Here is a 19,167-nt window from a genome sequence, read left to right on the forward strand (position 1 = left end):
TCAGTCGAGCAGGCTCGTGATGGCCGGGTCGCGGCGGGCGACCTCTGCCGCTGTGCCGACGATGACGTGGCGCATCGCGGCGACAGCGACGGCGGGTGTGACGTCGGCGCGGTGGGCCAGGCTCACGGTGCGCCTCATCATCGGGTGCGAGATCCTGACCGAGCGCAGCGCCGGCTGATCGAGCAGCACCATCGCCGGAACCACGGCCACACCCACTCCTCGTTCGACGAAGCGGAGCAGCGCATCCATCTCGGCTCCTTCGAGGACGACCGTCGGAGTCAGCCCCGCCGAGCGGAAGGCCGCGTCGGTGGTCGCCCGCAGCTCATAGGTCTCGTCGAGGGCGATCAGCGGCAGCGTGGCGAGATGGTGGAGGCTCATGATCGACGACGTCGACACCGGAGGCTCGGACGCCGCAGACACGACGACGAGCTCCTCGGTCAGCAGCGGCATGCGAGTCAGACTGAATCCCGAGGGCGGGGGTCCCTCCGACTCCGTGATGAGCGCGATGTCGACGGCCCCGACGGCCAGCTGGTCGACGAGCAGCCTCGACCCGCTCTCGGTCAGGTGCAGGTCGACGCCGGGGTGCGCGGCATGGAAGGTGCTGATCGCCTCGGCGACGAGGCTGATGCAGAGAGTGGGTGGCGCTCCGAGACGCACGCGTCCGCGGCGGAGCCCGGCGAGCTCGGCCATCTCCTCGCGAATCGCGTCTGACTCTGCGAGCATCCGCTGAGCGCGGGGGAGCAGAGCCTCTCCGGCCGCGGTGAGGCCGATGTGGCCGCGCGCGCGGTGGAACAGCTCGGCGCCGAGTTCGCGCTCGAGGGTCGAGATCTGTCGGCTCAGCGACGGCTGTGCGAGGTGCAGGTGCTCGGAGGCGCGGGTGAAGTGGCCGAGGCGGGCGACCTCGACGAACCCGCGGAGCTGCTCGAGGTTCATGTGTTCACTGTATCGATACCAGTAGAACAATGCATTGGAGTTATCAGGGCGCCCTACCTAGCGTGGAAGGCATGAGTACTCGCGAACGTCAGATCTCCACCACGGTCCTCGTCATCGGTACCGGCGGATCCGGGCTGCGGGCGGCGATCGAGGTCGCCGAGCACGGCATCGACGTCCTCGCCGTCGGCAAGCGCCCCCGACAGGATGCCCACACCTCCCTCGCCGCCGGCGGCATCAACGCCGCGCTCGGCACCATGGACGAGGGAGACAGCTGGCAGCAGCACGCGGCCGACACCATCAAGGAGAGCTATCTGCTCGCCAATCCCCACACGGTGGAGATCGTGACGCAGGGCGCCGAGCGCGGCATCCGCGACCTCGAGCGCTGGGGGATGGATTTCGCCCGCGAAGACGACGGACGCATCTCGCAGCGGTTCTTCGGAGCTCACACGTTCCGTCGCACCGCGTTCGCCGGCGACTACACCGGTCTCGAGATCCAGCGCACCCTGGTCGCGAAGGCCGAGCAGCTCGAGGTGCCGATCCTCGACCACGTGTACATCACGCGTCTGCTCGTGCGCGACAACGTCGTGTTCGGTGCCTACGGCTTCGACCAGTCAGACGGCACGCGCTATCTGATCCACGCGGATGCCGTGATCCTCGCCGCCGGCGGCCACAACCGCATCTGGCGCCGCACCTCCTCGCGTCGCGACGAGAACACCGGCGACTCGTTCCGGCTCGCGGTCGAGGCGGGCGCCCGGCTGCGCGACCCCGAGCTCGTGCAGTTCCACCCGTCCGGAATCATCGAGCCCGAGAACGCTGCAGGCACGCTGATCTCCGAGGCCGCACGTGGTGAAGGCGGCATCCTGCGCAACGCGCTCGGCGAGCGATTCATGTCGAAGTACGACCCCGAGCGCATGGAGCTCTCGACCCGGGATCGCGTCGCGCTCGCGGCATACACCGAGATCGCTGAGGGCCGCGGAACGGAGAACGGCGGCGTCTGGCTCGACGTCTCGCACCTGCCTCGCGAGACGATCATGACCCGTCTGCCTCGCGTCTACCAGACGATGATGGAGCTGCAGATGCTCGACATCACCACCGACCCGATCGAGATCGCTCCCACGGCGCACTACTCGATGGGCGGCGTGTGGGTGCGCCCCGACGACCACCAGACCGACGTCGACGGACTCTATGCGATCGGCGAGGCGTCGAGCGGACTGCACGGGGCCAACCGCCTCGGCGGCAACTCGCTCATCGAGCTGCTGGTCTACGGCCGCATCGTCGGTCAGGCGGCCATGGCGCATGCGGCGGGGCTCGACGCCCAGCGTCGGTCGGCCGATGCCGTGGCGCAGGCCCGAGCCGAGATCGACGACCTTCTCGTCGCCGACGGCCGCGAGAACGTGCGGGCGCTGCAGCGCGCCATCCGCAACACCATGACCCAGCACGCGGGTGTCGTCCGCTCGGAGGAGGGACTGCGGGCAGGTCTCGCCGAACTCGACATGATCGAGGGACGCATGGAGGACATCGGCATCCACCCCGACATCGCCGGCTTCCAAGACCTCGCGCACGCGTTCGACCTGAAGGCGTCTGCTCTCGCCGCACGGGCCACGCTCGAGGCGGCGCTGGAGCGTCGGGAGACGCGTGGATGCCACAACCGCAGCGACTACCCCGACACCGACCCGACGCTGCAGGTGAATCTCGTCTGGTCGCCGACCGGCGGCGTGACGCACGAGTCGATCCCCGAGATACCCGCGGAGATCGCCGAGCTCATGCGCGAAGTCGACACCCAGGGCAAGCTCGTCGAGTAGCCCTCACCGAACTCGCTCCCGTCGCAGGGTGCATCGCGACGGGAGCGGCCGGGTGGCGAGCGAGGTAGGAGTCGCTCAGTCGCCCTCGTCGGTCTCCGGACCGTCGATGACCCCGATCCCGACCGCTTCATGGTCGGGCTCGGGGTCGTTGCGCGTCGGGGCCTTGGGCTCTTCCGACGGCTCCTTCTCAGTGCTCGGCTCTTCGAGTTCGTCGTTGCTCGGAACCTCGGAGGGGTCCGCGTCTTCAGGAGAGTCGGCCTCGGCCGGCTTCTCGGCCGTGCTGCCCGTGTCCTTGAACTCGCCGGCATCGCCCGATGACGGTGTCGGGGTCGGCGTCTGGGCCTCGGGGTCGAGGCCGGAGGTCGGGTCCTGCTCAGGAGTGCTGTTCGTCATGGTCGTCCCTTTCACATCGGATGCACGACCAGGATCGATCTCCGATTCCGCGGCGAGAAGGGCCTTGACGGCGATGCCCCGACCCGTCATCTCGGCCACGACGTAGGCTGAGGAGGTGACAGCGTACGTCTCGGCCTTCGATCTCTTCTCCATCGGAGTGGGCCCCTCGAGTTCCCACACGGTCGGGCCGATGCGGGCGGCGCTCGAGTTCGCGCACCGGCTCCGCGCGACAGGAGCGCTCGATCGCGTCGCGCGCATCGGATGCACCCTCTACGGCTCTCTCGGTGCCACCGGAATCGGACACGGCACACCCGATGCGGTCGTCGCCGGGCTGCGCGGTCTGGCGCCGGAGACCTGCGATCCGGCTGACGTGCGGTCAGCGTGGACCGACCTTCGCGACGGGGCGACGCTGCGAATCGACGGGTCTCACGAGATCCCGTTCTCGAAGACCGACATCGTGTTCGAGCCGCGCACCCGTCTGCCCGGTCATCCGAACGCCATGACGATCACCGCGTGGGATGCCGCTGCGGGTGTCGTCGCCGAGGAGACCTACTACTCCGTCGGCGGCGGGTTCATCCGGCGGGATGGAGAAGCCGCGAAGCTCGCCTCGGCGCCCCTGCCCTATTCGTATGCCGACGCCGCGTCTCTGCTCGCGCTGTGCGACGAGCACGGGCTGTCCATCGCCGAGGTCGCGCGACTCAACGAGACCGCCGAGCGCCCGGAAGAAGAGGTCGCAGCCGGACTCGACGCGATCTGGGATGCCATGGCCGCGTGCGTCGAGAACGGACTGCACTCCGACGGTGTGCTCCCCGGCATGCTCAAGGTCAAGAGACGTGCGAGCATGATCCGCGCCCAGCTCGAGGAGGCAGAAGCCGACGGTCATCGCGAGCTGCCGGGGGAGTGGCTCGGCGCCTTCGCGCTCGCGGTGAATGAGGAGAACGCCGCGGGCGGTCGGGTCGTCACCGCTCCGACGAACGGTGCCGCCGGCATCCTCCCCGCGGTCGCGATGTACTGGTGGCGGTTCCTCGCAGACTCGGGCCTCGGCGCCGGCAATGCCGTGACGCCGTACGGAGAGCTGGTCGGCAGCGCGCTGCTCGGCTTCGACGGCACACGGGCGATCGACGCCGGCCGGGACGATGGCGATGAGGCTGTCGCCGATGCGAACCGTCGCCGCGGCATCAGGCGGTTCCTGCTCACCGCCACGGCGCTGGGCTCGCTGTTCAAGGCGAACGCCTCGATCTCGGGTGCCGAGGGAGGATGCCAGGCCGAGGTCGGCTCCGCCTGCGCGATGGCCGCCGGAGGACTGACGGCCGTCATGGGCGGCACCAACCGGCAGATCGAGAACGCCGCCGAGATCGCGATGGAGCACCACCTCGGGCTCACATGCGACCCCATCGGCGGCCTCGTGCAGATCCCCTGCATCGAGCGCAACGCCATCGCGGCGTCGACCGCGGTCACGGCCGCCCGTCTCGCGCTGCGCGGCGACGGCAGCCACTACGTCTCGCTCGATGCGGTCGTCGAGACGATGCGCCAGACCGGCATCGACATGTCGACGAAGTACAAGGAGACCAGCGAGGGCGGCCTCGCTGTCAACGTGATCGAGTGCTGATCCGACCTCCCGACGGTCGCGTCGGTGGCTGCGGCTAGCCTCCTTCGGAGGAGGAACGCATGGAATCGATCTGGACCCCCGGCAGTCGTCGTCGACGAGAGCAGCCGGTCGTCGCCGTGCGAGCGAGCGTCGACGCGCCGGAGGTCGGGTGGGTCTGGCCGATGAGCATCCCCGCGGTGGCCCAGGTGCTGGAGGAGGGGATCGACCTCTCTCCCGGGGTGACGTTCCTCGTCGGCGAGAACGGCAGCGGCAAGTCCACGATCGTCGAGGGGATCGCGATCGCCTACGGCCTCTCGCCCGAGGGGGGTTCGAAGTTCGCCAGACACAGCACGCGACCGACGGAATCCCCGCTGTCGGAATGGCTGCAGCTGCAGCGAGGTGTCGGAGCGAACCGCTGGGGATTCTTCCTGCGGGCCGAGACGATGCATTCCTTCTACACGTACCTCGAAGAGAACCCCTCGCCGCGGGGAGACCTGCCGTTCCACGAGATGAGTCACGGCGAGTCGTTCCTCGCCCTCCTCGAGAGCCGATTCGACGAGCCGGGCTTCTACTGTCTCGACGAGCCCGAAGCAGCGCTGTCGTTCCAGTCGACGCTCACCCTCATCGCCGTGCTGCAGCGCATCGTCGACGACGGCGGCCAGGTGCTGTGCGCCACGCATTCGCCGGTGCTCGCTGCGCTGCCGGGCGCCCGGATCCTCGAGGTGGGTGACTGGGGCATCCGTCCTGCCGAGTGGAACGACCTCGAGCTCGTGAACCACTGGCGCTCGTTCCTGCAGGACCCGCCGCGGTATCTGCGGCACCTGCTCGACTAGGGGTCGCGTCCCGGCACCCCGGTCGCGGGTCGTAGGCTGACGCCATGACCGAGCAGCGTGCGCCGAGAAAGCGCGGTCGTCCGAGGGGTGGCTCGGACTCGCGCGAGCGCATCATCGGTGCCGCCGTCGACGAGTTCGGCGAGCAGGGGTACGACGGGTCGACGGTGCGCTCGATCGCCAGCAGGGCCGGAGTGGATTCCGCGCTCGTGCATCACTACTTCGGCACCAAGGCCGATCTGTTCGCGGAGGCGGTCGGCATCCCGCTCCGACCCGACATCGATGTGCCCGGAATCGTCGCCGGTCCCCGAGGGGAAGTCGGCGAACGGCTCGTCCGCTATGTTCTCGAGGCGTTCGAGCAGCCCGACATCCGTCGACGCGGCGTGATGCTCATGCGCACCGCGATCGGCAGTCGCCTCACGACGCCGCTGCTGGCCGGTTTTCTCGCCCGCGAGCTCATCGGCAAGATCGCGAAGACGCTCGGCGTCGCGGATGCGGAGTTGCGGGCGGCCCTCGTCGCGTCGCAGATCGCGGGGCTGCTGCTCACGCGGTATGTGCTGAAGCTCGCACCGATGGCCTCCGCATCCGTCGACGACATCGTCGCGCGCGTCGGTCCCACCGTGCAGCGGTATCTCTTCGAGTAGTTCGGGGCCGACCCGACTCCACACCCACCACCACGGAACCCGTTGACCTCGCGCGTCGGCGAGCGCATAATTCATCACATGATGAATAAAGCGGCGGTCGAGGTCGCAGGGCTGCACGTGCGCCGGGGGAAGACCGTCGTCTTCGACGGGACCGAACTGACGATCCCGCAGGGCGAGATCACCGGTCTGCTCGGGCCCTCCGGATGCGGCAAGACCACCCTGATGCGTGCGATCGTCGGCGTGCAGAGGGTCGCCGCAGGAACGGTGACGGTGCTCGGCGAACCGGCCGGATCGGCGCAGCTGCGCCATCGCGTGGCCTACGGCACTCAGGGCGCTGCCGTGTACGGCGACCTCACCGTGCGTCAGAACCTCTCGTACCTCGCGGCAGTGCTGAAGGCGCCGAAGGGCGATGTCGATCGGGTGATCGCGGAGGTCGGTCTCGGAGCGCAGGCGGGTCAGCTCGTCGAGTCGCTCAGCGGCGGCCAGACCACACGGATCTCGCTGGCCATGGCGCTCATCGGGTCTCCCGAGCTCATCGTCCTCGACGAGCCGACCGTCGGCCTCGACCCGGTGCTCCGCGTCGAGCTGTGGGATCTGTTCCGCGGGCTCGCTCAACGCGGAGTGACGATGATCGTCTCCAGCCACGTGATGGACGAGGCGCTGAGGTGCGACCGGCTCGTGCTGATGCGCAGCGGGCGGATCATCGCCGACACGACCCCCAAGGACCTCCTCGCAGAGACCGGCACCGCCGACCCCGATGCGGCATTCCTCGCTCTGATCGAACGCGACAGTCGGATGCAGGACCGCCAGCATCCCGGCACCACGAGGCGCGAGCGTCGGGAGGCGGCGGAATGAACGGCCGTCGGATCCTCGCCACAGCGGGCCGGGTGCTCGGTCAGCTGCGCCACGACCCGCGGTCGATCGCACTCATGCTCGTCGCGCCGAGCCTGTTGGTCGGTCTGTTCGCGTGGCTGTTCAGCGACCAGGACGGTGTGTTCGATCAGTTCGGCGGTGCGATCCTCGCGCTGTTCCCGTTCATCGTGATGTTCCTCATCACGTCGATCACGACCCTGCGCGAGCGCCGCTCCGGAACCCTCGAGCGTCTCATGACGACCCCGCTCGGCAAGGCGGACTTCATCCTCGGATACGCCCTGGCCTTCGGAGTCATGGCGCTGCTGCAGGCGGTCATCACCGTGTCGTTCGCGGTCGGTGTCTGCGGCCTCGATGTCGACGGCGAGCTATGGCAGCTCGGACTCGTCGCCGTGGTCGACGCGCTGCTGGGAACAGCGCTCGGACTGCTCGCGAGCGCGTTCGCCCAGACCGAGTTCCAGGCCGTGCAGTTCATGCCGCTGCTCGTCTTCCCGCAGATCATCCTCGGCGGGCTGTTCATGCCGCGGGATCAGATGCCCGATGTGCTGTATGCGATCTCCGACTGGCTGCCGCTGAGCTATGCGATCGACACGATCAACGCGGTGACCGCCGGGGACGAGGGGTGGGACGTCTACGCCCCGTTGCTCGTGGTCGTCGCCTTCGGCATCGGAGCCCTCGTGCTCGCGTCGCTGACCCTGCGGCGCCGCACGCCCTGACGCCTCAGCGCCGGCCGCTGCTCAGCGCGCCGAGCGGTTCTTGGTGTGCTTCGTGGGCACGGCGGCCCAGGGATCCTCAGGCCACGGATGCCGCGGGTAGCGCCCTCGCATCTCGGCGCGCACCTGGCCATATGGACCGGACCAGAACGAGGCGAGGTCATCGGTGACCGCGAGCGGACGACCCGCGGGCGACAGCAGATGGAACAGCACAGGCACTCGCCCGTCGACCAGCCGAGGGGTCTCCGCCCAGCCGAAGCACTCCTGCAGCTTCACGCCCACGACAGGGCGCGCCGTGGCGTCGGCGGGGTCGGGGTAGTCGATGCGGATGCGCGAGCCGGTGGGCACCTCGAGGCGTTCCGGAGCCAGCTCGTCGAGTCGCGCGGCGTCGGGCCACGGCAGCAGGCGCCGCAGCGCTGACGTCAGAGAGATCCGCCCCGCAGGCGTGCCGCCGGCCAGCACGTCGAGCTCGGGAGCCAGCCATTCGTCGAGAGCGTCGAGCAGCCCGGCATCCGACACATCGGGCCAGGGGGCGCCCAGCTCTCGTCGCAGCAGCCCCAGTCGGCAGCGCAGCGCGGCGGCCGAGTCAGACCAGGTGAACATGTCGAGCCCTTCACGCCTGATCGCGCGGCGCACGGCGTCGCGCCCCTCCTGGGCTGATGCCCGGACAGGCGAAGACGAACGCAGGATCACGCCGACGCGGCGCTCCCGCCGCGCCTGGACGCGGCCGGCCGTGAACTCCGCCTCGACGCGGTCGGTCATCAGGTGATTCGCGGCGCGCTCCATCTGCGCCTCGGTGAGCACGGCCGCCGATCGGATGATCGCGCCTGAGCCGGCAGCCGCCCGTGCCGAAGCGCGCGCGACGTCAGCGACCGCGAGCCACTCGACGGCCCCGAGCGGGCCGCGCACCCCGGCCCGGGTTCCGGATGCCAGCAGAAACGTCGCCCCTTCGGCGGTGCGCTCGACGCGATGGGCGATCCGCTCGGGGAACGCCAGGGCGATCACGAAGCCGACGCCGTCGAGGCCCGAGCGTGCGTCCGGTGTCGGACGGACCATGCGCTCGAGGCGATTCGCATCGTCGCGCCATCGTCGCGCGTCCGGTGTGCGTCCGCCTCGCAGGGTGATGAGTGCGTGAGCGACGTCGGCCTCGGCGATACGCAGGTCGCCGCCGAGCACCGCGACGACCTCGGCCGCGAGGCGGCTGCCGACCACGGGGCTCCCGTCGCGGAGCGCGCGGGCAAGGCGGGGGTCAGCAGGAACTCGTGCGAGGGCACGGCCTTCGGCGGTCGCGCGACCCTCGTGGTCGATCGCGCCGAGACTGCGAAGCACCGAGACGGCATCAGCCAGGTTGTCTGCGGGCAGCGGATCGATCATGCGCAGACCTGCGCCACCCGGAGCGCCCCAGCAGGCGAGCAGCAGAGCGGCATCCGCGAGGTCGGTCACCGCGATCTCCGGAGCCGGGCGTGCAGGGGCTGCCGCAAAGGAGCGCTCGTCGACGCAGCGGATGACGACGCCGGGGCCCTGGCGTGTGGCTCGGCCGGCGCGCTGCACGCACGATGAGCGTGACGCGGCGGTCGTGACCAGACCCGTCATGCCGCGGGTCGCGTCGCGCTGCGGATGCCGCGAGAGACAGCTGTCGACCACCAGACGCACACCGGGCACCGTGAGCGAGGACTCGGCCAGCGATGTCGTGACGATGATGCGCGGGCGGTCGTTCGGGGAGCGGCCGCGGATCACGGCATCCTGTTCCGCCGCGGGGATCTGGCCGTGCAGCTCCCGCACGTCGAACGCATCGCTCGTGTCGCGGATGCGACGGGCGACCTCCGACACCTCGCGTGCGCCCGGTGCGAAGACCAGCACGTCGGCGTCGGGGTTCTCGCGTCGCAGATCGAGGGCCGCTGACGTGGCGGTGCGGGCGACGTGGTCGAGGAACCCTCTGGTGACTCCGCGCTCGTCGAGGCGCGGCGTCGCACTCGGCGCCCAGCGCTCGGTGAGCGGGAAAGCGGTGACGTCGTGGTCGACGACCGGAGCCGGACGGTCATCCGCGCCGAGGACTGCGGCGATGCGCGCGGCGTCGAGCGTGGCCGACATCGCGACGACGACCAGGTCGTCCCGCAGCTCGCGCACCTCCGAGAGCAGGCCGATCAGCAGATCGGTCTCGAGTGCGCGCTCGTGCACCTCGTCGATGAGGACGGCATCCACGCCGTCGAGGCCCGGGTCGTCGATCATGCGCCGCAGCAGCACTCCCGCGGTGACGAATTCGACCCGGGTCTGCGGTCCCGCCGAGCGCTCACCGCGCACCGTGAAGCCGACGCGGGTGCCCAGCGGCGAGCCGTCGAGCTGCGCGAGGCGCCGCGCAGCTGCCCGGGCGGCGACGCGACGAGGCTGGGTGACGATCACTCGTCCGGTCGATCGCGATGCGAGGAGCGGCGGCACGAGGGTGGTCTTGCCCGTGCCGGGCGGTGCGCTCACGACCACCGACCCGCTTTCGTCCAGGGCAGTCGAGAGCTCCTCGAGAGCGGCCGCGAACGAGAGCCCGGCGCCGATGGCGGCGAGGTCGAAGGCGGCGGGCGTCATCACTCCAGTCTGCCCCGCCGGAGAACGGCGTTCACAATTCAGCATGAAGATGCTCAACCTGTCCCAGAAAGCGATCCCCCGCCCCCGACGCCCCGATTCATGCTGAACAGTAAACGGTGCGCTCCCTGAGACGACGGATGCCGCGACCGATCCGGCCGCGGCATCCGCTGTGTGCAGTGTGCTGACTACTCCGCTGCCGGAGCCGGCGGTGCGGGCGGCGGCGGGGTGGTCGGGGTCGACGTGCGCGTCGCCGGAGCAGACGGCGCGGATGCCGCAGCCACCCCCTCGCCGATTCCGCGGCCGACGGCCTGACCCTGGATGATCGACGCGAGGTCGAGTCCGGTCGCCGAGCTGACGCTGTCGAACACCGACTTCAGCGCCTTCGCGCTGTCGGCGCCGACGAGGTTCGACGCGCCGTCCTCGCCCGAGCTGCCGATGATCGACACGTTGCCGATCGCGGCGTAGCCCTTCGAGAACTCCGCCATGATCGAAGGCAGCACGTCGAGCACGCGCTGCGACAGGAACGCGTCCTGGTTCGACGCGATGGCCTTCGCCTCGGCCTCGACGGCGGCGGCTCGCGCCTCGCCCTCGGCGCGGATGGCGTCCGCCTCGGCGTTCGCACGCAGGCGGCGGGCCTCGGACTCGGCCTCGGCCTGCGCCCGAAGGGCGTCTGCCTCACCGGTCGCACGCGCGATCGCGGCTGCGGCCTCACCGTCGGCCTTGGCCTTGTCGGCCTGTGCCTGCTGCTCGGCGATGCGGGTGCGGGCCTCGGCCTGCTTGACCTGCTCGATCGCGCCGGCCTCGGCTGCACGCTCACGCGTGTAGAGCTCGGCCTGTGCGCGGGTCTCGGCCTCGTATCGCTGAGCGTCGGCGACGCGCTTGACGTCGGCGTCGAGCTGAGCCTGACGGTTCTCGGCCTGCTGCTGCAGAACGGCCTGCTGAGCCTGCTCACGGGCGAGGTTCTCGGCCTGCTCGGCCTCGGCGCGCGCACGGCCGATGCCGGCGTTGGCGTTGGCGGTGTTCGTGTCGAGGGCGGTCTGCTCGACCAGGTTGGCTTCCTGGTTGGCGATGTTCTTCTGGTTGATCGCACGGTCGGCGTTGGTCTGCGAGATCTCCGCGGACTGACGCTTCGCCTGGATCTCGGGAGCACCGAGCGACTGGATGTAGCCGACCTTGTCGGTGATGCCCTTGATCTGGAACGAGTCCAGGATCAGACCCTGCTCGGCGAGCTCCTGCGAGACGTCGGCGGCAATCTGGTCGGAGAACTTCTTGCGCTCGCGCATGAGCTCGACGACCGAGAGGGTTGCGACGATGCCACGGAGCGCACCTTCGAGCTGCTCGGTGGTGAACTGCTCGATGGCCTTGTCCTGCGAGGCGAAGCGCTCGGCGGCGCGGCGCACGAGGATGGGGTCTGAGCCGATCTTCACGATCGCGACGCCGTCGACGTTCAGCGTGACGCTGTCGAGCGACTGGGCCTCGGCGTTGAGCGAGACCTGACGCGAGCGCAGCGAGATGATCTCGTGGCGCTGCGTGATGGGGTTCACCAGCGACTTGCCGTTCACGATGACCGTGACGGGCGACTCCGACATCTCGTCTCTGGTCGAGCCGTCTGCGCCGATGACGGCGCGCGCCACCTTCTGTTTGCGTCCCGAGATGACGAGCGCCTCATCGGCACGCGCCACCTTGATCCAGCTGCGTGCGAACAGCAGCAGGATGAGCAGAACGACGGTAGCGATGGCTATGCCGATGCCGACGATGATGAGGATGCCTACGACTCCGGCGATCTCCATGGATGACCTCCCTGGTTCCCCCCGAGGGGGCGGTCTCGGATGCCGGCGCGGCCGCGCGGGCGTTCACGCTCCACCCTGCCAGAGATCGGGGGATGCCGCCGAAGGAGTCGACGTCGGGATGCGCCTCGGGAGGAGAAATGCGCTTGGGGAGGAGATCTCAGCCCGAGATCTCCTCCCGTGGGGCAGATCTCCTCCCGTGGGGCAGGCTTCTGTCGTCAGGCCGAGGCCTGCGCGCCGCTCAGTGGCCGCGGAGCTTCTCCGCCAGGTCGCGCAGCGTCCTCAGCTCGGCGTCGTCGAGTCGCGACATCCGCTCGGCGATCGAACGGCCATGCACCGTGGCGACGCTGCGGAACTCACGGACACCGGCATCCGTGGCCCTGATCAGCGCACCGCGCCCGTCATCGGGGTCGGGGCACTTCGCGACGAGTCCGCGGGCGACCATGCGGTCGACGAGACGAGAGACGCTCGGCTGGCTGATCAGCATGTTCGCGGTGACATCGCGCAGGCGAGCTGACATGCCGGGGGAGCGGGTCACGGTGAGCAGGACGTCGTACTCGGCCTGCCCGAGATCGGTGTGATCGAAGTCGGTGTTCATCTCGGTGAACAGCTCGTGCTGTGCGCGGAACAGGCTCTCCCAGGCCTCGAGGGCGAGCTTGCGATCGGTCATGGAGAACAGCGTACTGGCAACAGTAAAGGGCCGGTCGGAGAGGCTCCCGACCGGCCCTTGTCCCTTGCACCAAGAGTGTCCTGCAATCACATGCGGTGTATGCCACAGCAAACATTCACCGTGCGATCACTCTATAACGGCGAGGTAACGAATGCAACGGTTTGGTCACGGAATCTTCGGCACTCCCGACGCTCGCGCTGGTCGAGCTCGGTGAGCCTCGCGGCAGATCCGGTCCTCTGTACGATCGGGGCGGTGCTCTCGCACCTCCTCCCACAGTCTCCGGAAGCAGTGAATGAAGTTCGTCGAAGTCCCCATGCTCCCGATCGTGATCCCCTTCGGAGTCGTGATCTTCCTCCTGCTGATCTGGGTGCTCCGCTCCCGCGGGGCCGTGACGCTTCCCCGGGCGAGTGTCGCCGCGGTCCTCGCGATCTATGCGGGTGGGGTGCTCGCCAACACGGTCTTCCCGATCTTCCTCCGTGTCGGGACAGGGTTCTATGACGGGCCGCGCCCGTTGCCGCTCTACCTCGTGCCGTTCGTCGACTACGGGCTCGAGGACGCGCTCATCAACGTCGCGGTGTTCGTCCCGCTCGGTGTGCTCGTCCCCCTGCTCACCGCCCGGCCGCGCTGGTGGAAGGCGGTGGCGATCGTCGCCGGGGCGAGCCTCGCCATCGAGCTGGCGCAGATGGCCACCGCCCGGCTCGCTCTCGGCGGACACCTCGCGGACATCAACGACTGGATGACGAACATCCTGGGCGGGATCATCGGCTACGGCCTGTTCGTCCTCGCGACGCGCTCGAAGGCCGTCGCGGGATTCGTCGAGCGATTTCGGTGGCCGGCGCGCGAGCGTCCCCGCAGCCAGCCAGCCGGGGTCCCGAAGCAGGGTCGCGGGCGTGTCAACCAGGGCGAGGCCTGATGCGTCGCTGATGTAGGGGGAGGTCCGGAGCGGGGCGACGGCCCTCGCGAGGCCTTCTGTTCCGTTCCCGGGATCCGGATCCGACGACGACTGTCCTTTCGGACAGGGCGATCCCGTGCGGCCGGCGGGGGTGCTCGAGAGCCGCGCTGGCGAGGCTGGAGACATGAACATCTCCACATCTCCGCCGCTCCAGGCGCGCGGACTGCACAAGTCCTTCCATGGACGCTCTCGCGTCGACGGAGTCGGTTTCACGATCGCGTCAGGGAGAGTCGTCGGCCTGCTCGGGCCCAACGGCGCCGGCAAGACCACCACGATCCGCCTGCTGCTCGGACTCATCGCGGCGGACCAGGGCGAGGCGCTGGTCTTCGGGCGCCCCTACCGCGACCTCGAGCGGCCAGCCACGATGGTCGGCGCCGTTCTCGACGCCGGCGGCCTGCACCCCGCCCGCACCGGACGTGAGCACCTGCGCATCGCCGCGGCCCGCGCCGACGTCGCCCCCCACCGCGTCGATGTGGTCCTCGCCGAGGTGGGCATGACCGCCGACGCCGACCGCAGATCCGGCGGATATTCGCTCGGCATGAAGCAGCGCATCGCGGTCGCGGCAGCGCTACTCGGAGAGCCGAAGGTGCTCGTGCTCGACGAGCCCTCCAACGGCCTCGACCCCGCCGGCATGCGCTGGCTGCGTGATCGCCTGCGGGCCTTCGCAGATGCCGGAGGGACGGTGCTGCTCTCCTCTCACCTGCTCTCCGACGTGCAGGACATCGCCGACGACATCGTCGTGATCGCCGAGGGGTGGGTCGTCGCCGACGTGACGCTGGCGGATGCCGTCGCCACAGCGAGCGGAGACCTCGAGGGCTACTACCTCCAGGTCACCGGAATCGCGGGGGTGCGCTGATGTTCCGCGCAGAACTCCTCGGACTGACCACGACCACAGCGACGAAGGTCAGTGCGCTCGTCGCCGTGATCGGACTCATCCTGACGCAGCTGATGTTCGTGACCGTGCTCCCGGCGCTGGCTCGCGGCGATATCGGTCCCGGCGCAGAGGCGCTCGGTGCCGACCTCCCCGTGCTCGACCTGACATCGCCGGCGGCGCAGCTCGACGCGATCAATCCGCTCGGCGCGTCGATGGGAGGCGGGTCGATCGGCATCGCGCTCCTCGCCATCGTCCTGCTCGGCACCCTCGCCGGCACCAGTGACGACCGGTACGGCGGCATGGTCGGCGCAGCCCTCGCGTCTCCCCGTCGTGGTCGCATCGTCGCGGGCAAGGCCATGGCCGTCGCAGTCGTCGGTGTCGTCATCGGCGCCCTCATGGCGGTTGTCAGTCTCACCGCCCTGCTCGTCGCGCTCGCGACGACCGCAACGCCTTTCACCGCGGGAGTCGGTGACGTCGTCGCCACCCTGGGGCGGGGTGTCGTCGCAGTCGCGGGCCTCGCACTGATCGGCCTCGCGGTCGGCATCCTCGTGCGGACGCAGCTCGCCGGCATCCTCACCATGCTCGCGGTGCTCTTCGCCGAACCGCTCGTCACCGCCATGACCTCGCTGATCGGCGGCGGCTCCGCGCCCGTCTGGACGCAGTTCCTGCCGGTCGCGCTCGCGCAGGGCGTCATTCACGGCGGGGCGGCCGGGGTGCCTGTCGGAGTGGCGCTGGCGGCCCTCGCCGCCCTCTCCGCGGCGGCGCTCGCCGCGGCATCCGTCGCTCTGTCCCGGCGCGACCTCTGATGCCCGACCCATCCGACACGACCCACGGGAAAGGACACATCATGAACGACATCCCCACACCCCAGAACCAGCCCGCCCCCAGACGCAGGATGCGGACGGTGATCGCGATCGCGGCCGCCGCCGTGCTCGTCGCGGGAGCGATCACAGCGGGCGCGCTGTTCCGGGCGTCCGATCGACCGGAGGCGACCAGCGCGCTCGAGACGAGATTGCAGTCCCTCGTCGACGCCGGCTACCCGGCGGCCCTCGCATCGGTGACCTCGCCGGATGGTGAGGTCGAGAACGCGGTCGCCGGCGAGGGCGACATCGAGACCGGCCAGGCGCCTCCACCCGACGCAGAAGTGCGGATCGCCAGCAATACCAAGATGTTCGTCGCGACGATCGTGCTTCAGCTGGTCGACGAGGGCCTCGTCGACCTGGACGCTCCGATCGACACGTATCTTCCCGGGTTGATCAGGGGAGCGGGGATCGACGGCGCCGGCATCACCGTGCACCAGCTGCTGCAGCAGACGACCGGTCTGCCGGAATACGCCGACCAGATCGCGGCCGATGCCTTCGGCGCGCAGGAGAAGTACATCTCGCCGCGGGACATGCTCGACATCGCCCTCACTCGCCCTGCGAGCTTCGCGCCGGGGGAGAGATGGGAGTACAGCAACACGAACTACCTGGTGCTCGGGCTGCTCATCGAGGCGGTGACCGACCGCGCGATCGCCCAGCAGATCGATGAGCGCATCGTGACGCCGCTGGGACTCGAGCACACGTACTTCCCCGCCCCCGGTGAGCTCCCGCTCCGCGGGGAGCACCCCACCGGTTATCACGCCGACGTTCCGGGAGAGCTGCGTGACATCTCCGCCATGGACACGTCATTCGCCTGGTCGGCCGGAGCCATGGTGTCCACCCCGGCAGAGCTCAACACCTTCATGCGCGCGCTGCTGAACGGCGAGCTGCTGAGCGGTGCCGGGCTCGAGACGATGAAGACCACCGTGCCGGCGGGCGATGAGCTCTGGCCCGAGGCGGAGTACGGACTCGGTCTGCAGCGGTACCCGCTCAGCTGCGGAGGATTCGCCTGGGGGCACGGGGGCGACATCCCCGGCACCCAGACGCGCAACGCCGTCGCACCCGACGGCACCGCTGTCACGATCGCAGTGACCGCGCTTCCCTGGGCGGTGGTTTCCCCGGATGACGACGAGGTGCTGCTCGAGCAGTATCGGATCGTCGTCGAGGCGCTCGATGAGACACTGTGCGATCGGTGATCACACCTCGATCGATCCCGGGTCCTGCCTCCCGACGGGGGTGGGGCCCGGCGTGGTTGACTGAGTCCATGTCCCCTGCGGAGCCGCCCTCCCGGCGCGCCGAACGCGTGCGCCGCGCGATCCCGCCGATTCTCGTGCTCGCCGCCGCGGTCGGCTATATCGGAGCCGACCTGTGGATCGACGAGCTCCCCGCAGCGGTGCCGGGCGATGTATCGCCGATCGTGCACGCCGCTTTGGTCGCCCTGCAGGCCGTCCTGCTCGTCTTCCGCCAGCGCGCACCGATCCTCGTCTTCGCCGGCGCCGTGCTCCTCGACGCCGTGATCCTGGCGACCTCGGCGGGGGAGCTGGGGGTCGGCTCGCTGGGCGTGATCCTCGCCGCCTATGCGATGGCTCGGCGCAGCCCGCGCAACCCGGCGCTGACGGCGCTCGCCCTCGGCGCGCTCGTGACCACCGGCGTCGGCGCGAGTGCGCTGCTCCTGGGGTCACGCGAATCGGCGCTCGTCGTGATCCTCACCGTGATCGCGCGCATCGCCCTGCAGTACGCGGCACCGGCGGCCGTCGCCGAGTACGTGCGCGGGCGCGAGCGTCTCGCGGATGCGCTGCAGGAGCAGGCGAGGATGGCCGAGCACGAGCGGCGCGAGCGCGCCGAGCGCGAGGTGCGTGCCGAGCGCGAGGCCCTCGCGCGGGAGCTGCACGACATCGCCGGGCATCACCTCTCGGGGATCATCGTGAGCGCCCAGGCCGCCACCGCTCTCACCCGCAGCGATCTCGACCGGGCGCGGGAGATGATGCAGACGGTCCAGGACGATGCCCGCATCGCGCTCGCCGACCTCCGACGGACGGTCGGGCTCTTGCGCAGCGATGACGACGCACCCTCAGGTGCCCCGAGCCCGGTGCCGACCATCGCCGGCATCCCTGCGCTCGTGGATATCGCGCGGGAACGGGGCCAGCGCGTCGCACTCGCCGCCGTCGGGGATGCGCGTCCGGTGGGTGCGCTCGCCGAGACCACCGCGTACCGGATGGTGCAGGAGTCGCTGGCGAACGTCGCCAGACATGCGCCCGGCGCGGCGGGAGCCGTGACCGTGCGGTTCGGAGCGGATGCCGTGGAGATCACGGTCGCCAACGAGCCCTCCGCCGAAGTCCGAACGCGGGAGACCACCGACAGTTCGGGCGCCGGCTACGGACTATCCGGCATGGCGGAGCGGGCCGAACTCATCGGAGCGCACCTGTCAGCAGGGCCCGACGACGGCGGCGGATGGACCAATCGCCTGAGCATCCCCTACGACGGACGGAGCACCCCGTGATCCGTGTTCTCATCGCCGACGACCAGGCCGTCGTGCGCGCCGGGCTCGCCGTCATCCTCGGAGCCGAGGCCGACATCGAGGTGATCGGCGAAGCGGTCGACGGCGCCGACGCCGTGAGTCTCGCCCGCAGCCTCCGCCCCGACGTGGTCTGCATGGACATCCGGATGCCGGGAACAGACGGCATCGCAGCCACACGCGAGATCGTCGGAGACGCAGCCCTGGCGACCGACGTGCTCATCCTCACCACCTTCGACGTCGACGCCGATGTCTTCGCCGCTCTCGAGGCCGGCGCCGCCGGGTTCCTCCTCAAGGGCGCCGACGAGCACACGCTGCTCGCCGCGGTCCGCTCGGTGGCCGCCGGCGACGGAACCCTCGACCAACGCCTGACCCGCCGCATCCTGCACGAGTTCGCCGACCGCCGTCGAGCGAGCAGCACGCAGGTCCCGGCCGAGGGGCCTCCGCTCACCGAGAGGGAGCTGGATGTGCTCCGACTCCTCGCCGAGGGGCTGTCGAATGCCGAGATCGCCGACCGTCTCTTCGTGGAACTGACGACCGTCAAGTACCACCTCGCCGGCATCCTCCAGAAGACCGGAGCCCGCGACCGCCTGCAGGCCGTGCTCTGGGGGATCAGGGCCGGGGTCGTCGAGGCGGGATGACTGGGGCCGCACCGTGGCCCTCAGATGAACGTGCTCAGCGCGTGCCGGTCGCTGTCCTGTCGTCCCGCGTCTATCCGTTCTGCTCATCGTCCCGCGGCGCTGGCTCGATGAGCCTGAACAGCCCGGTCATGTCGCCCGGGCCGAAACCGCGAGAGGTGTAGAGGTCGGTGCCCGCGGCGGTCGAGAACAATCCGACGAAGGCCGTTGCCGGGGAGACCATGGCGATTCGCTCCGTCAGGCGGTCCAGCATGCGCGCCCCCAGGCCGGTCCCCTGAAAGGCCGGGAGGACGGCCAGATCCTGCACGTAGAAGTACTTCACGCCGTCTCCGACGACGCGCCCCATGCCTACAGCCGCGTCTCCGGCATACGCGACCACGCCGAACGTCGAGCCGGCCAGGGAATCTGCGATCGTCGCCCAGTCGAAGGCGTCGTGCCAGCCCACCGATTCCGCGATCGATCGATGCTCGGCAGCGGTCGCCACCCGGTCGAGGATTGTTGTCGCTTCAGCCATCTCTGTC

At 69.8% G+C, this 19,167-nt stretch carries 18 protein-coding genes; 12 read left to right on the top strand and 6 right to left on the bottom strand.

What is annotated here, in order from left to right:
- Window positions 1-933: a LysR family transcriptional regulator gene (locus MRBLMI13_RS11625; protein WP_309686033.1), complete on the bottom strand. Its 933-nt coding sequence runs from the start codon at window positions 931-933 to the stop codon at window positions 1-3.
- 71 nt (window positions 934-1,004) lie between these two features.
- Here MRBLMI13_RS11625 and MRBLMI13_RS11630 point away from each other — a divergent pair, with 71 nt between their 5' ends.
- Window positions 1,005-2,735 (top strand): L-aspartate oxidase, encoded by a 1,731-nt coding sequence (locus MRBLMI13_RS11630; RefSeq protein ID WP_367822664.1) that lies wholly within the window; start codon window positions 1,005-1,007, stop codon window positions 2,733-2,735.
- Window positions 2,736-2,810: 75 nt separating this feature from the next.
- Here MRBLMI13_RS11630 and MRBLMI13_RS11635 read toward each other — a convergent pair whose 3' ends face one another.
- Window positions 2,811-3,281: a hypothetical protein gene (locus MRBLMI13_RS11635; RefSeq protein WP_367822666.1), complete on the bottom strand. Its 471-nt coding sequence runs from the start codon at window positions 3,279-3,281 to the stop codon at window positions 2,811-2,813.
- Here MRBLMI13_RS11635 and MRBLMI13_RS11640 point away from each other — a divergent pair.
- The 5 genes from MRBLMI13_RS11640 to MRBLMI13_RS11660 all read left to right on the top strand — a co-directional run bounded on the left by MRBLMI13_RS11640 (window position 3,244) and on the right by MRBLMI13_RS11660 (window position 7,776).
- Window positions 3,244-4,737: an L-serine ammonia-lyase, iron-sulfur-dependent, subunit alpha gene (locus tag MRBLMI13_RS11640; protein WP_367822668.1), complete on the top strand. Its 1,494-nt coding sequence runs from the start codon at window positions 3,244-3,246 to the stop codon at window positions 4,735-4,737. The two genes, MRBLMI13_RS11635 and MRBLMI13_RS11640, sit on opposite strands and share 38 nt — an antisense overlap.
- 59 nt (window positions 4,738-4,796) lie before the next feature.
- Entirely contained in the window at window positions 4,797-5,549 is a 753-nt protein-coding gene (locus MRBLMI13_RS11645; protein ID WP_367822670.1) for an AAA family ATPase, read from the top strand.
- A 44-nt stretch (window positions 5,550-5,593) separates the two neighbouring features.
- Window positions 5,594-6,190 carry a TetR family transcriptional regulator gene (locus MRBLMI13_RS11650; RefSeq protein ID WP_079112267.1) on the top strand — a complete coding sequence of 199 codons (597 nt, stop codon included), beginning with the start codon at window positions 5,594-5,596 and terminating at the stop codon, window positions 6,188-6,190.
- 78 nt (window positions 6,191-6,268) lie between these two features.
- A complete protein-coding gene (locus tag MRBLMI13_RS11655; protein ID WP_367822673.1) occupies window positions 6,269-7,045 on the top strand; it encodes an ABC transporter ATP-binding protein in 777 nt (258 codons plus the stop codon).
- Window positions 7,042-7,776: an ABC transporter permease gene (locus MRBLMI13_RS11660; RefSeq protein WP_056375633.1), complete on the top strand. Its 735-nt coding sequence runs from the start codon at window positions 7,042-7,044 to the stop codon at window positions 7,774-7,776. Before MRBLMI13_RS11655 ends, MRBLMI13_RS11660 begins: the two co-directional genes overlap by 4 nt.
- A 21-nt stretch (window positions 7,777-7,797) precedes the next feature.
- Here the strand turns inward: MRBLMI13_RS11660 and hrpB are convergent, their stop codons facing one another.
- The 3 genes from hrpB to MRBLMI13_RS11675 all read right to left on the bottom strand — a co-directional run bounded on the left by hrpB (window position 7,798) and on the right by MRBLMI13_RS11675 (window position 12,807).
- Complete coding sequence (gene hrpB, locus MRBLMI13_RS11665; RefSeq protein ID WP_367822676.1) at window positions 7,798-10,350, bottom strand: ATP-dependent helicase HrpB; 2,553 nt, start codon at window positions 10,348-10,350, stop codon at window positions 7,798-7,800.
- Between the two features lie 185 nt (window positions 10,351-10,535).
- On the bottom strand, window positions 10,536-12,140 hold the full coding sequence (locus MRBLMI13_RS11670) for an SPFH domain-containing protein (RefSeq protein WP_367822678.1): 1,605 nt from the start codon (window positions 12,138-12,140) through the stop codon (window positions 10,536-10,538).
- Window positions 12,141-12,378: 238 nt separating this feature from the next.
- Window positions 12,379-12,807 carry a MarR family winged helix-turn-helix transcriptional regulator gene (locus MRBLMI13_RS11675; protein WP_042537141.1) on the bottom strand — a complete coding sequence of 143 codons (429 nt, stop codon included), beginning with the start codon at window positions 12,805-12,807 and terminating at the stop codon, window positions 12,379-12,381.
- Between the two features lie 292 nt (window positions 12,808-13,099).
- Between MRBLMI13_RS11675 and MRBLMI13_RS11680 the strand changes: the two genes are divergently transcribed.
- The 6 genes from MRBLMI13_RS11680 (at window position 13,100) to MRBLMI13_RS11705 (ending at window position 18,649) form a co-directional block, all read left to right on the top strand.
- Window positions 13,100-13,720 carry a VanZ family protein gene (locus MRBLMI13_RS11680; protein ID WP_367822680.1) on the top strand — a complete coding sequence of 207 codons (621 nt, stop codon included), beginning with the start codon at window positions 13,100-13,102 and terminating at the stop codon, window positions 13,718-13,720.
- A 163-nt stretch (window positions 13,721-13,883) separates the two neighbouring features.
- A complete protein-coding gene (locus MRBLMI13_RS11685) occupies window positions 13,884-14,615 on the top strand; it encodes an ABC transporter ATP-binding protein (RefSeq protein WP_367822682.1) in 732 nt (243 codons plus the stop codon).
- On the top strand, window positions 14,615-15,439 hold the full coding sequence (locus MRBLMI13_RS11690; RefSeq protein ID WP_367822684.1) for a hypothetical protein: 825 nt from the start codon (window positions 14,615-14,617) through the stop codon (window positions 15,437-15,439). Before MRBLMI13_RS11685 ends, MRBLMI13_RS11690 begins: the two co-directional genes overlap by 1 nt.
- Window positions 15,440-15,480: 41 nt before the next feature.
- The gene (locus tag MRBLMI13_RS11695) at window positions 15,481-16,689 is read left to right on the top strand and encodes a serine hydrolase domain-containing protein (protein WP_367822686.1); all 1,209 of its coding nucleotides are present in this window, start codon (window positions 15,481-15,483) and stop codon (window positions 16,687-16,689) included.
- A gap of 68 nt (window positions 16,690-16,757) precedes the next feature.
- On the top strand, window positions 16,758-17,993 hold the full coding sequence (locus tag MRBLMI13_RS11700) for a sensor histidine kinase (protein ID WP_367822688.1): 1,236 nt from the start codon (window positions 16,758-16,760) through the stop codon (window positions 17,991-17,993).
- On the top strand, window positions 17,990-18,649 hold the full coding sequence (locus MRBLMI13_RS11705; protein WP_367822690.1) for a response regulator: 660 nt from the start codon (window positions 17,990-17,992) through the stop codon (window positions 18,647-18,649). The genes MRBLMI13_RS11700 and MRBLMI13_RS11705 overlap by 4 nt, the downstream gene beginning before the upstream one ends.
- A gap of 70 nt (window positions 18,650-18,719) precedes the next feature.
- On the opposite strand, the gene MRBLMI13_RS11710 is transcribed toward MRBLMI13_RS11705, so the two are convergent.
- Window positions 18,720-19,160: a GNAT family N-acetyltransferase gene (locus MRBLMI13_RS11710; RefSeq protein WP_367822692.1), complete on the bottom strand. Its 441-nt coding sequence runs from the start codon at window positions 19,158-19,160 to the stop codon at window positions 18,720-18,722.
- Window positions 19,161-19,167: the final 7 nt, after the last annotated feature.

It is taken from the genome of Microbacterium sp. LMI13-1-1.1, from assembly GCF_040815625.1.
GTDB lineage: Bacteria > Actinomycetota > Actinomycetes > Actinomycetales > Microbacteriaceae > Microbacterium > Microbacterium forte.

Excerpts from the sequence above, each read along its gene's own strand:
- MRBLMI13_RS11625 (WP_309686033.1), bottom strand. The coding sequence starts at position 933 with ATGAACCTCGAGCAGCTCCGCGGGTTCGTCGAGGTCGCCCGCCTCGGC.
- MRBLMI13_RS11630 (WP_367822664.1), top strand. The coding sequence starts at position 1,005 with ATGAGTACTCGCGAACGTCAGATCTCCACCACGGTCCTCGTCATCGGT.
- MRBLMI13_RS11635 (WP_367822666.1), bottom strand. The coding sequence starts at position 3,281 with ATGGAGAAGAGATCGAAGGCCGAGACGTACGCTGTCACCTCCTCAGCC.
- MRBLMI13_RS11645 (WP_367822670.1), top strand. The coding sequence starts at position 4,797 with ATGGAATCGATCTGGACCCCCGGCAGTCGTCGTCGACGAGAGCAGCCG.
- MRBLMI13_RS11650 (WP_079112267.1), top strand. The coding sequence starts at position 5,594 with ATGACCGAGCAGCGTGCGCCGAGAAAGCGCGGTCGTCCGAGGGGTGGC.
- MRBLMI13_RS11655 (WP_367822673.1), top strand. The coding sequence starts at position 6,269 with ATGATGAATAAAGCGGCGGTCGAGGTCGCAGGGCTGCACGTGCGCCGG.
- MRBLMI13_RS11660 (WP_056375633.1), top strand. The coding sequence starts at position 7,042 with ATGAACGGCCGTCGGATCCTCGCCACAGCGGGCCGGGTGCTCGGTCAG.
- hrpB (WP_367822676.1), bottom strand. The coding sequence starts at position 10,350 with ATGACGCCCGCCGCCTTCGACCTCGCCGCCATCGGCGCCGGGCTCTCG.
- MRBLMI13_RS11670 (WP_367822678.1), bottom strand. The coding sequence starts at position 12,140 with ATGGAGATCGCCGGAGTCGTAGGCATCCTCATCATCGTCGGCATCGGC.
- MRBLMI13_RS11675 (WP_042537141.1), bottom strand. The coding sequence starts at position 12,807 with ATGACCGATCGCAAGCTCGCCCTCGAGGCCTGGGAGAGCCTGTTCCGC.
- MRBLMI13_RS11680 (WP_367822680.1), top strand. The coding sequence starts at position 13,100 with ATGAAGTTCGTCGAAGTCCCCATGCTCCCGATCGTGATCCCCTTCGGA.
- MRBLMI13_RS11685 (WP_367822682.1), top strand. The coding sequence starts at position 13,884 with ATGAACATCTCCACATCTCCGCCGCTCCAGGCGCGCGGACTGCACAAG.
- MRBLMI13_RS11690 (WP_367822684.1), top strand. The coding sequence starts at position 14,615 with ATGTTCCGCGCAGAACTCCTCGGACTGACCACGACCACAGCGACGAAG.
- MRBLMI13_RS11695 (WP_367822686.1), top strand. The coding sequence starts at position 15,481 with ATGAACGACATCCCCACACCCCAGAACCAGCCCGCCCCCAGACGCAGG.
- MRBLMI13_RS11700 (WP_367822688.1), top strand. The coding sequence starts at position 16,758 with ATGTCCCCTGCGGAGCCGCCCTCCCGGCGCGCCGAACGCGTGCGCCGC.
- MRBLMI13_RS11710 (WP_367822692.1), bottom strand. The coding sequence starts at position 19,160 with ATGGCTGAAGCGACAACAATCCTCGACCGGGTGGCGACCGCTGCCGAG.